The organism is Mesorhizobium sp. M1A.F.Ca.IN.020.03.2.1, assembly GCF_004023205.1.
GTDB lineage: Bacteria > Pseudomonadota > Alphaproteobacteria > Rhizobiales > Rhizobiaceae > Mesorhizobium.
In genome coordinates, this window is record NZ_RZSV01000018.1 from 1 (window position 1) to 11,580 (window position 11,580).

Annotated in this window: 14 protein-coding genes; 4 read left to right on the forward strand and 10 right to left on the reverse strand. The window is 63.3% G+C overall.

Going from position 1 to position 11,580, the window contains the following annotated elements:
• The 10 genes from EOA79_RS05195 to coxB all read right to left on the reverse strand — a co-directional run.
• Positions 1-321, reverse strand: a 321-nt coding sequence (locus tag EOA79_RS05195; protein ID WP_164893826.1) for a phosphotransferase, incomplete at its 3' end; no start/stop codon positions are given.
• A gap of 6 nt (positions 322-327) precedes the next feature.
• A complete protein-coding gene (gene ispH / locus EOA79_RS05200) occupies positions 328-1,332 on the reverse strand; it encodes a 4-hydroxy-3-methylbut-2-enyl diphosphate reductase (RefSeq protein WP_067327859.1) in 1,005 nt (334 codons plus the stop codon).
• Between the two features lie 73 nt (positions 1,333-1,405).
• Positions 1,406-2,161, reverse strand: coding sequence for an SURF1 family protein (locus EOA79_RS05205; protein ID WP_164748251.1), 756 nt, complete (start codon positions 2,159-2,161; stop codon positions 1,406-1,408).
• Positions 2,158-2,544 carry a DUF983 domain-containing protein gene (locus EOA79_RS05210; protein ID WP_095823798.1) on the reverse strand — a complete coding sequence of 129 codons (387 nt, stop codon included), beginning with the start codon at positions 2,542-2,544 and terminating at the stop codon, positions 2,158-2,160. The genes EOA79_RS05205 and EOA79_RS05210 overlap by 4 nt, the downstream gene beginning before the upstream one ends.
• 82 nt (positions 2,545-2,626) lie before the next feature.
• A complete protein-coding gene (locus EOA79_RS05215; protein WP_095823799.1) occupies positions 2,627-3,508 on the reverse strand; it encodes a cytochrome c oxidase subunit 3 in 882 nt (293 codons plus the stop codon).
• Position 3,509: 1 nt separating this feature from the next.
• Entirely contained in the window at positions 3,510-4,136 is a 627-nt protein-coding gene (locus EOA79_RS05220; RefSeq protein WP_095823800.1) for a cytochrome c oxidase assembly protein, read from the reverse strand.
• 7 nt (positions 4,137-4,143) lie between these two features.
• Positions 4,144-4,326, reverse strand: coding sequence for a hypothetical protein (locus EOA79_RS05225; protein ID WP_067327855.1), 183 nt, complete (start codon positions 4,324-4,326; stop codon positions 4,144-4,146).
• Positions 4,323-5,267, reverse strand: a complete 945-nt coding sequence (locus tag EOA79_RS05230; RefSeq protein WP_095823801.1) for a heme o synthase — start codon at positions 5,265-5,267, stop codon at positions 4,323-4,325. The genes EOA79_RS05225 and EOA79_RS05230 overlap by 4 nt, the downstream gene beginning before the upstream one ends.
• A 69-nt stretch (positions 5,268-5,336) precedes the next feature.
• A complete protein-coding gene (gene ctaD / locus EOA79_RS05235) occupies positions 5,337-6,986 on the reverse strand; it encodes a cytochrome c oxidase subunit I (protein WP_066998019.1) in 1,650 nt (549 codons plus the stop codon).
• Between the two features lie 38 nt (positions 6,987-7,024).
• A complete protein-coding gene (gene coxB / locus EOA79_RS05240; RefSeq protein ID WP_245299655.1) occupies positions 7,025-7,897 on the reverse strand; it encodes a cytochrome c oxidase subunit II in 873 nt (290 codons plus the stop codon).
• A gap of 340 nt (positions 7,898-8,237) precedes the next feature.
• On the opposite strand from coxB, the gene EOA79_RS05245 reads away from it, so the two are divergent.
• From EOA79_RS05245 to EOA79_RS05265, 4 genes are all read left to right on the forward strand, one after another.
• Positions 8,238-8,771, forward strand: coding sequence for an invasion associated locus B family protein (locus tag EOA79_RS05245; RefSeq protein WP_066998026.1), 534 nt, complete (start codon positions 8,238-8,240; stop codon positions 8,769-8,771).
• 131 nt (positions 8,772-8,902) lie between these two features.
• Positions 8,903-10,315 (forward strand): metalloprotease TldD, encoded by a 1,413-nt coding sequence (gene tldD / locus EOA79_RS05250; protein ID WP_095823802.1) that lies wholly within the window; start codon positions 8,903-8,905, stop codon positions 10,313-10,315.
• Positions 10,316-10,394: 79 nt separating this feature from the next.
• On the forward strand, positions 10,395-10,670 hold the full coding sequence (locus tag EOA79_RS05255; protein ID WP_095823803.1) for an AbrB/MazE/SpoVT family DNA-binding domain-containing protein: 276 nt from the start codon (positions 10,395-10,397) through the stop codon (positions 10,668-10,670).
• A gap of 247 nt (positions 10,671-10,917) precedes the next feature.
• Positions 10,918-11,520 carry a transglutaminase-like cysteine peptidase gene (locus tag EOA79_RS05265; protein ID WP_082954009.1) on the forward strand — a complete coding sequence of 201 codons (603 nt, stop codon included), beginning with the start codon at positions 10,918-10,920 and terminating at the stop codon, positions 11,518-11,520.
• The last annotated feature ends 60 nt before the right edge of the window (positions 11,521-11,580 follow it).

The window sequence follows — 11,580 nt, forward strand, 5'->3', positions numbered from 1 at the left end:
TGACGGAACCGTCATCGGCACGCTCGCCGGGCGCCCGGCGAGCGTGCCGATGACGGTTCCGTCATGCGCGGTGACTGGAAGCGGGCAGGAAATGCCTTTTCGCGCGAGATGGCCCATCAGGCCGAGAAAAAAGGGCAGATCGGCCTTGTCGACGCGCTTCTCGTAGAGCGTCAATATGTAGGAACCGGTGGAAGCATGGACCAGAAAATTCGAGTTCTCGGTCCCTTCGGCGATGCCCTTGTAGGACAGGAGCTCGCCCACCGGATAGGCTTTCAGAAACGCGCTGAGCTCGTTTTCGTTGACGTCGGTGTAGACGGCCATCTGGGTTTACGCGGCTCCGTTGACGAAGGCCATGTCGGCCGCCGTCAGTTCGACATCGCGCAACACCCGCATCACCGGAAAATCCTCCGTTTCCGTGGCCGTGATGGCCAGATCGATGGTGACGTCGAAGCGTTGCCGGAACGCGTCGATGATCTCGTCGACGATGATTTCCGGCGCCGAGGCGCCGGCCGACAGGCCGAGCGTCGAAATCCTGCCGATCTCATCCCACGGAATTTCGGAGGCGCGCTGCACGAGAAGCGACATCGCGGCGCCCGCGCGCTCCGCCACTTCGACAAGACGCCGCGAGTTGGACGAGTTCGGCGCGCCGACGACGAGGAAAAGGTCGGCGCCGGCGGCCGTCTCCTTCACCGCCTCCTGTCGGTTGGTAGTGGCGTAGCAGATGGATTCGGCGGCCGGGGCGTGAAGCTCGGGGAAACGCTCTTGCAGCGCCCGGATGATGCCGGCGGTGTCCTCGACCGACAGCGTCGTCTGGGTGACAAAGCCAAGCGCCGCCGGGTCTGCCGGCACGAAGCTTGCCGCATCCGCCTCGGTCTCGATAAGGGTCACGGCTCCTTCCGGCAACTGGCCCATCGTGCCGATCACTTCCGGATGGCCGGCATGGCCGATCAGGAGCACATGGCGGCCGAGCCGCTGGTGCCGCATCGCCTGCTTGTGCACCTTCGACACCAGCGGACAGGTGGCATCGAGGTAGAACAGGTTGCGCGCCTCGGCGTCGGCCGGCACCGATTTCGGCACCCCATGCGCGGAAAAGACGACCGGCGACTGACGATGCTCGGGTGGGATCTCGGACAATTCCTCGATGAACACCGCGCCCAGGCTCTGCAGCCCCTCGACGACGTAGCGGTTGTGCACGATCTCATGGCGGACATAGACCGGCGCGCCGTATTTCTTCAGCGCCAGCACGACGATCTGAATGGCGCGGTCGACGCCGGCGCAGAAGCCGCGCGGCTGGCAAAGCCTGATCGTCAGCGGTGGCTTTTTTTCAATCATCAAAACGGGCCGGTTCAGTCGGAAAGCTGAAGGCGAAATGAGGCGTGCACCCCTGCCCTGTCAAGAGCGGCGCTCACTCCTCCTTCGCCGGGCGGCGAAGCCTGAGGATCAGCACCGCGGCAAGGGCGGCGGCAAGGCCATACCAGGTGACGGCATATTGCAGGTGGTTGTTCGGCAGATCGATGATGGTGACGCCGCCGACCGGCAGACCGCCGGGGTTAGGAGTCTTGTCGGCATCGATGAAGAAGGGCACCAGCACGGCTCCCGCTGGCAGACCGGCGCTCGAGGCCATGACGTCGCGGTCCTTCCAGTAAAAGATGTTCTTGGCGACGTCGTTGTCGGGCAGCATCATCGAGGGTTTTTCAGGCAGCGGATTGCGGGCAAGCCCGGTCACCGTCACCGTGCCGGCGACCTCGCCCTGCTTCCGCTTGGCCGGATCCTTGAGATCGTAAGGGACGAAGCCGCGGTTGACGAGCACGAAACGGCCGTCGTCGAGCCGCAGGGGCGTGTAGACATTGAAGCCCGTGTCGCCTTCCCAAGTGGCGAAGAAATGGCGCTCGCCCTGGTGCAGGAAAGTGCCGGTTACAGTCACCGGCGTGTAGTCGACATCGTGTGTGGCGGCGAATTCTTTCTCGACATCGGTCAGTGGCAAAGGTGCCGCATGGGTGCGCTTGTCGATGGTATCGATCAGCCCTTCCTTCCAGTGCAAGCGCTGGACCTGCCACGTGCCGAGGCCGAGGAGAATGGCGAACAGGACAAGGCCGATCCCAAGCAGCAGCGCCGAGCGCGGCCGCGAAGCGCCGGCAGTCGAGGAGGTCGCATCGCTCATTGGCCGCTGTCCAGCCTGCCTTCCGCGGCCTTCTTGGAATATTGCAGGGTGATCAGCACGCCCTTGATCAGGCGCAGCGCCGCCAGGCTCAGCACCAGCGCCAGCGGTATCCACAAAATGAAATGCAGCCAGAGCGGCGGGCTCAGCGACACTTCCATCCACAGTGCCAGGCCGACGACGATGAAGCCGATGATGAGGATGACGAAGACCGCCGGACCGTCGCCGGCATCGGCAAAGGAATAGTCGAGGCCGCAACTGTAGCAGCCCTTGCCGACGGTGAGGAAGCCGGAAAACAGCTTGCCCTCGCCGCAGCGCGGGCAATGGCCGCGCAGCCCGGCCGAGATCGGGTCGACGGGTGGCCAGATTGCCTTGTCTTCGCTCATGTCCGCACCGTAGACCCGTTCGGTCAAAAAGATAAGGCGGCCACGTCGCCGCAGCCGCCTCGTGAACTCAATCCAAAGGGTCTCAGTGGGCTTCGATTACCGCGCCGCTCGAGGCCCAGACATAGATCGCGGTGAACAGGAACAGCCAGACCACGTCGACGAAATGCCAGTACCAGGCGGCCGCCTCGAAGCCGAAATGCTGCTTCGGGGTGAAATCGCCCCGCATCGCCCGGATCAGGCAGACGAGCAGGAAGATGGTGCCGATGATGACGTGGAAGCCGTGGAAGCCGGTCGCCATGAAGAAGGTGGCGCCGTAGATCGAGTCCTTGAAGCCGAACGGAGCGTGCATGTACTCGTAGGCCTGCACCATGGTGAACAGCATGCCGAGGCCGACGGTCAGGATCAGGCCGTTGATCAGGCCCTTGCGGTCGCCGTGCAGCAGCGAGTGGTGCGCCCAGGTCACCGTCGTGCCCGACAGAAGCAGGATGATGGTGTTGTAGAGCGGCAGGTGGAAGGGATCGAGAACCTCCAGACCTTTTGGCGGCCAAACGCCGCCCGTGAAGGTGGTGCGGGCATATTGCGCGGCCTCGCCCGGGAATAGGCTGGCGTCGAAGAAGGCCCAGAACCAGGCGACGAAGAACATCACCTCGGAGGCGATGAACATGATCATGCCGTAGCGCAGGTGCAGCGACACGACGCGCGTGTGGTGGCCCTCATGCGCTTCCTTGATGGTGTCCGACCACCAGGCGAACATCGTGTAGAGCACGATGATCAGGCCGATGAAAAACAGCCACGGATTGGCGATGTTGTGGCCGAATATTGGGAAGCTGCCGGCCTTCAGATACTGCATTAGGCAAACGCCGCCGACGGCCGTGACCAATGCGCCGATCGAGCCCAGGAAAGGCCAAGGGCTGGGATTGACGAGATGGTAGTCGTGGTTCGGTTTTGTGTGCGCGTCTGCCATATCAACCCCCGAGGCTTGCTTCGGAATCTGGAACTTTGTTGCTGCTGCCAGCGGTCGGCGCGGACGACGCGACTGGCTGCTTCTTTTCGACCGGGAACATGGTGTAGGACAGGGTGATGGTCTTCAGGTCCTTCAGTTCCGGCACGTTGACGATGTCTGGATCGACATAGAACACGACCGGCATGTCCAGCGTCTCACCGGGCTTGAGCGTCGTGTCAGTGAAGCAGAAGCACTCCACCTTGTTGAAATAGGCGCCGGCCATTTCCGGCTGCACATTGAAGGAGGCGCGCCCGGTGATGGGGCGATCGAACTTGTTGGTGGCGCTGTAATGCGCCTGCGTGGTCTCGCCGATCTTGATCGTAACCGAGCGCGCGACGGGCTCGAACTGCCACGGAATGCCGTTGGTGTTGGCGTCGAAGCGGATGGTGATATCGCGGTCGAGCACGCGACCGGCATATTGCTTCTCGGCGCGCTGCGTCGTGCCGCCATAGCCGGTGACCTGGCAGAACATCTTGTAGAGCGGGACCGCCGCATAGGCCATGCCGACCATGCCAGTGAAGAAGGCAAGGCAGACCGCCACGACGATGCGGTTGCTGTTCTTCCCGATGGGTCCGGTCTCGCCGCTCATCGCCGCCTCACATCAAATTCGTCGGTATCAGGCCGGAGGCATGGTGGCCGAAGCGCACGATGGTGGCGATGTAGAAGATGATGACGAGCGCGGCCAGCGCGACGCCGATGGCAACGGAGCGGCTGCGTCGCGCCTTCCGCTGGCGTTCGGTCAAGGTGACCAGTTCGAGGTTCTTGTCGGCCACGGTCATGCTCCCCCCATGACGAGGGCACGCCCGACCACGCTGTCGACGAGATAGGCGGCAAAGATTGCGAAGAGATAGAGCAGCGAATAGCCGAACAGCGCCTTGGCCGGCTTCATCGCGCGGTCGGCATCGCTCATGCCCAGCACCTTCCAGGCATACCAGACGAAGCCCAGGCCGAGCAGGACGGAAACCGCGCCATAGGCGGCGGTGGTGTAGCCGAGCAGCCATGGCAACACGCCGACCGGCGCCAGGACTAGCGCGTAGGCAAAGATCTGGCGGCGGGTCGAGGCGTGCCCGGCGACGTTCGGCATCATCGGGATGCCGGCGCGGGCGTAGTCGTCCGACTTGAACAGCGCCAGCGCCCAGAAATGCGGCGGCGTCCACAGGAAAATGATCAGGAAAAGAATCAGGCTTTCGAGGCTGACCGATCCGGTCACCGCCGCCCAGCCGATCACCGGCGGGATGGCGCCGGCGGCGCCGCCGATGACGATGTTCTGCGGCGTCCAGCGCTTCAGCCACATCGTGTAGATGACGGCGTAGAAGAAGATGGTGAAGGCAAGAAGCGCCGCCGACAGCCAGTTGATGAGCACGCCCAGCGTCATCACCGACAGCGCGGAGAGCACGAGCCCGAAGCTCAGCGCCTCACCCGGCGTGACGCGCCCCGCCGGCACCGGACGGCTCGCTGTCCTGGTCATCACCGCGTCGATATCGGCGTCGTACCACATGTTGAGCGCGCCCGAGGCGCCGGCGCCGATGGCAATCGCCAGGATCGCGATCACCGCCAGCAGCGGATTGATGGCGACCGGCGCCGCGACCATGCCGACAAAGGCCGTGAAGACGACCAGCGACATCACGCGCGGCTTGAGGAGGGCGAAGAAATCGCCCGCGGTGGCTTCCGACATGCGAAAGCCAACTTCCTCCATCAATTTGTGGTCGGCAAGGGCCATGCGTACTTAAAGTCCATCATTCCGTTGGCCAAGACCGCCGGGCGAGCCGGCGGTCCTGTATCTGCGGCCTTACTTGATCTTCGGCAGCTGTTCCCACTGGTGGAACGGCGGCGGCGACGGCAGCTGCCATTCGAGCGTGGTGGCACCCTCGCCCCACGGATTGGCGCCCGCGACGCGCTTCTTCTGGAAGGCCTCGAACACGCCATAGAGGAAGATCGCAACGCCGACGGCGGCGATGTAGGAGCCGTAGGACGAGATCATGTTCCAGCCGGCAAACGCATCCGGATAGTCGACAGTGCGGCGCGGCATCCCGGCAAGGCCGAGGAAGTGCTGCGGGAAGAAGATCAGGTTGACGCCGACGAAGGTGACCCAGAAGTGGGTGTTGGCGATCACCGGCGAGTACATGTAGCCGGTCATCTTCGGGAACCAGTAGTACCAGCCGGCGAAGATGGCGAACACGGCGCCCAGCGACAGCACGTAGTGGAAGTGGGCGATCACGAAATAGGTGTCGTGCAGCGAGCGGTCGAGGCCGGCATTTGCCAGCTGAACGCCGGTGACGCCACCGATCGTGAACAGGAAGATGAAGCCCAGCGCCCACAGCATCGGCGGCTTGAAGGAGATCGAGCCGCCCCACATCGTGGCGATCCAGGAGAAGATCTTCACGCCCGTCGGAACCGCGATGACCATGGTGGCGAACACGAAATAGCGCTGCGTATCGAGCGACAGGCCGGTCGTGTACATGTGGTGCGCCCAGACGATGAAGCCGACCGCGCCGATCGCGACCATGGCGTAGGCCATGCCGAGATAGCCGAAGACCGGCTTCTTCGAGAAGGTCGAGACGATGTGGCTAACGATGCCGAAGCCCGGCAGGATCAGGATGTACACCTCGGGATGGCCAAAGAACCAGAACAGGTGCTGAAAGAGCAGCGGGTCGCCGCCCTGGTCCGGCACGAAGAAGGCGGTGCCGAAGTTGCGATCGGTGAGCAGCATGGTGATGGCGCCCGCCAGAACCGGCAGCGACAAGAGCAGCAGGAAGGCCGTGATCAGCACCGCCCAGGCGAACAGCGGCATCTTGTGCATGGTCATGCCAGGCGCGCGCATGTTGAAGATGGTGGTGATGAAATTGATCGCACCGAGAATCGACGAGGCGCCGGCGATGTGGAGCGACAGAATCGCAAGGTCCATCGCGGGGCCAGGCTGGCCGGATGTCGAGAGCGGCGGATAGATCGTCCAGCCGCCGCCGACGCCGAAGGCGCCGGGCGCGCTCGGTACGAACATCGAGCCGAGCAGCAGGAGGAAGGCCGGCGGCAGCAGCCAGAAAGAGATGTTGTTCATGCGCGGGAAGGCCATGTCCGGCGCGCCGATCATGATCGGCACCATCCAGTTGGCGAAGCCGCCGATGAGCGCCGGCATCACCATGAAGAAGATCATGATCAAGCCGTGCGCGGCGCCGAAGGCATTGTACATGCTCTTGCCGCCGTCGATGGCGGCATCACCCTGCATGCCGTAGACCATCTGCGCCAGACCGCTGAAGATCTGGATGCCGGGCTCCTGCAGCTCCATGCGGATGGCGACCGAAAGCGCGCCGCCGATAATCCCGGCCATGATCGCGAAGATCAGGTAGAGCGTGCCGATGTCCTTGTGGTTGGTCGAGTAGACCCAGCGGACCCAGCCATGCGGCCTGTGGTCGTGGTGGTCGTGAGCTGCAGCCTCTGCCATATTCCGCTCCGTTCCCTAATTCTTGCTAACCCGCGGCGTCAGTTGCCGGCGGCCGCTACCTTGTTGGTACCATCGATCTCGGCCATCAGCGCCTTGTTGGCGGCGGGCACGTCGGTCTTGGCCGTCTCCAGCCAGGTCTTGAACTGCGCGTCGGAGACGACGCGAACCGCGATCGGCATAAAGGCGTGATCCTTGCCGCAGAGCTGCGAGCACTGGCCGTAATAGAGGCCTTCCTTCTCCGCCTTGAACCAGGTCTCGTTCGTGCGGCCGGGCACGGCATCCATCTTGATGCCGAAGGACGGCACCGCGAAGGAGTGGATGACGTCGGTGGCGGTGATCAGCACACGGGTCATGGTGTTGACCGGCACCACCAGCTCATTGTCGACGGCGAGCAGGCGCGGATAGAGGTTGCGGTCTTCCTTGCCGGCCTTGGCGCGGTCACCGTCCTGAAGGATCGCCGAGTTGAAGGAGAAGCTCTTGTCGACCTGGTATTCGTAGTCCCAATTCCATTGGTTGCCGGTCGCCTTGACGGTCAGCTTGGCTTCTTCCGGCGGGGTATACTGCGCGGTGAGCAGTTGGAACGAGGGGATGGCGATGAGCAGCAGCACGATGACCGGGCCGACGGTCCAGATCACCTCGATCAGCGTGTTGTGGCTGGTCCGGGAAGGAACCGGGTTGGCGCTCGCGCGGAACCGCAGGATGACATAGGCGAGCAGGACCAGCACCAGCAGGGTGATGACCACGATGAATACGAAGGTGTAGTTTCCGAACCATTCGATCTGCCGCATCATGTCGGTCGCAGGCGCCTGGAAGGCGGTTTCCCATGGCCGCGGCTGATCCGCATAGGCGGATGCGCTGGAGAGGAGCGTGCCCGCGGCCGCAGCACCTGCCAGAAGTCTGGCGCTTGCCATGAATTTTCTCATCGCCCTCTCGTCTCCCACTTCCTGCAATCGGATCGCACCAATAACGAACGACGCCGGGATGGGGAATCCCGGTCTGTCCCTAAGGTGGTTCAAACCATACTCTATTTCCCTCCGCAAGGAAGGAGCGGGCGAAACCGTGCGGCATTTTTGCGCGCAGCCCGAAGGGCATCCCCGACCATCGCCGCCCCCGCGCCGGGCGGTCGCAATTCGGGCGAATTTGCTCTGGAAAAGCGCGTAATTGCCGGTATCTGGGCGGGCTGGCGACGGTCTCGTCCTTTTACTTGGCCTTGGCGCAGCTTAAAGTGCCGTGATTCGCAATGGAGCCGTTATGACTTCCTGGCTTTCGAGACCCTTGGCGAAGGTTATCTTCCTTGCCGCCTCGCTTAGCGCCAGTGTGGCGAACGCCGCGCCACCGCAGACCGCGGCGCCGCCCAGCGGCACGGTCAAGTCGACGCATGGCGCGTGGTCGATCATCTGCGACACGCCGGCCGGCGCGACCTCCGAACAATGCGTGATGATGCAGAACGTCGTCGCCGAGGACCGTCCGGAGATGGGGCTTTCCGTCGTGGTGCTGCGCACCGCCGACAACAAGGCGGAGATCCTGCGGGTGCTGGCACCGCTCGGCGTGCTCCTGCCCAACGGGCTCGGCCTCAATGTCGACGGCAAGGACATCGGCCGCGCCTATTTCGTGCGCTGCTTCCAGGACGGCTGCTACGCGGAAGTGATCCTCGAGAAGCCACTGCTCGACACGCTGAAGAACGGCACGTCGGCCACCTTCATCGTGTTCCAGACGCCGGAGGAAGGCATCGGCATTCCGGTCGATCTGAAGGGATTCGCCGAAGGCTTCTCGGCTCTGCCCTAAGTCCAGCGGCGGCAACGCGGCCGCCAGTCGGCTCGGGGCGATGACGATCGCGTGTGAAGGCCGGCGATTGTCTTGACCTCACTTCGCCCCTACATCGGGGGAATGCGAAACCGCCAGCGGACAGCCCTGCCATGAACAGCCTGATCGGCCAATTCGACATTTCCGACGACCGCGTCAAAGAGATCGTCGCCGATACCATCAAGGGCGCCGACGACGGCGAGTTGTTCCTCGAATACAGCGAGAACGAAGCGCTGATGTTCGACAACGGCCGGCTGAAGACGGCGAATTTCAACACCGACCAGGGTTTCGGGCTGCGCGCCGTCGCCGGCGAGGCGAGCGGCTATGCCCATTCGAGCGACCTGTCGGAAGCCTCGCTGCTGCGCGCCGCCGATGCCGTCTCCGCGGTGAAGGGCGGCTATTCCGGAACGCTTGCCGCAGCGCCCGCGCGCACCAATCGCCACCTTTACGGCGACGAGAATCCCATCACCTCGCCCAGTTTCGAGGCCAAGGCGAAGCTGTTGCAGGAGATCGACGCCTGGCTGCGCGCCGCCGATCCGCGCGTGCGCCAGGTGACGGCTTCGCTCGCCGCCTCGTGGCAGCATGTCGAGATCGTGCGCGGCGACGGCCAGGTGGTGCGCGATATCCGCCCGCTGGTCAGGATGAACGTCTCGGTGGTGGTCGGCGATGGCGACCGCCAGGAGAGCGGCTCCTACGGAATGGGCGGCCGCAAGAGCTTTGGCGAGTTCCTCACCGAGGAGAGTTGGAAGCACTCCGCGCGCGAGGCGCTGCGACAGGCGCTGGTCAATCTGGAGGCCGTTCCGGCGCCGGCAGGCACATTCGACATCGTGCTTTCCAGCGGCTGGCCGGGCGTGATGCTGCACGAGGCTGTCGGCCATGGCCTCGAGGGCGACTTCAACCGCAAGAAAACATCCGCCTTCGCCGGCCTGATGGGCAGCCAAGTAGCGGCAAAGGGCGTCACCGTCGTCGATGACGGCACCATCGCCGAGCGGCGCGGCTCGCTTACCGTGGACGACGAAGGCACGCCTTCGGCGCGCAATGTGCTGATCGAGGACGGCAAGCTGGTCGGCTACATGCAGGACCGCCAGAATGCGCGGCTGATGGGCATGAAGGCGACCGGCAACGGCCGGCGCGAAGGCTATGCCCACCAGCCGATGCCGCGCATGACCAACACCTACATGACCTCGGGCGATACCGCGCCGGAAGAGATCATCGCCTCGGTCAAGAACGGCATCTATGCCGTCTCTTTCGGCGGCGGCCAGGTCGACATCACCTCAGGCAAGTTCGTGTTCGGCTGCACCGAGGCCTACATGATCGAGGACGGCAAGGTGACGCAGCCGATCAAGGGCGCAATGCTGATCGGCAACGGGCCCGACGCCATGCACCGCGTCACCATGGTCGGCAATGACATGAAACTCGACAACGGCATCGGCATGTGCGGCAAGGCCGGACAGGGCGTGCCGGTCGGGGTCGGCCAGCCGCATCTGAGGATGAACCAGATGACGGTGGGCGGCACCAGGGTTTGAGCACGCTCAATCCGGCAGGTTTGAATAGCACTCCGCCGCTTGAGTATCTTACCTGTGTCTTACACGGGGTAAGCTTGCGATGGCTGGTGCCGAAAAACTCATAACCACCGTCTCGACCAAGGGACAAGTGATCCTCCCCAGCGCGATCCGGAAACGGAGGGACTGGGGTGCGGGCACACGTCTGCAGGTCGAAGACACACCAGACGGTGTTCTTCTGAAGCAAGTGCCGGCCTTCACCCCGACGCGACCGGAAGACGTGGTTGGCCTGCTGCCGCACCGCGGCAAGCCGAAGACGCTTGAAGAGATGAACGCGAGTGTCCTTGCCGAAGCGCGGCGGCGCCATGCTCGCAATTGATCCCAACCTTGTCGTCAGATACCTGACGAACGACCATCCTGAACGGTCACCTCGATCCGGCCGGAAAGCTCACACCTAGCTACCCGCCGGAGCGCGAACACAATCGTGTTAGCAGATTATTAATTGTTCAATTGCTTTGGCCGACGCTTCCGACTTAACTATCAGCAGTCTTCTCGTTGCGGTGGTGTTGGCAGTGCTGCGTTCCCCTGGCGTCCTGACCTCTTCATTCCTCCTTGGCCTTTGCTCGTTGATCGGTGTGACGTCGCTTTGCGTCGACACGGCGGCGGCGCAGTCGACATTGTTCAAGCGGCCATCGAGTCCGGTCGACCTGCGCTCCGCCACCGTTGGAGGACGTACCAGCGTCCCTTATGGCTGGATCGATTTCTGCCACCGCCGGCCGAAAGAGTGCAAAGTGCCTGCCCTGCAGCCGGCGAACGTCAAGCTGACCGCACAGAACATGCGAACCCTCAAGCGCATAAACCAGAAGGCGAACCGCGCCATCAAGCCCGTCAGCAACTATGATCACTGGGGCACGATGATGGACCACTGGGACTATCCGGTGGACGGCAAGGGCGACTGCAAGATCTACGCGCTCTACAAGCGCAAGCTTCTCATGGAAGCGGGATTTCCCCGCCAGGCGCTGCTGATGACGGTGGTGCGCGACCTGAACAACGAAGGCCACACCATCCTGACCGTGAAGACCGACAAGGGCGATCTCGTGCTCGACAATCTGGTCGACGAAGTCCGGCCCTGGAACGCGACCGGCTATTATTTCCTGAAGCGCCAGTCGCAGCAGAACCCGAATATTTGGGTATCGATCAATCAGCGCGGCGGCACGCCGAAAACCTGACGGATGCCGCCAGGCTCAACCGAGCGGCCTCGACAGCCGAGGCATTCCGTTTCTGACGAT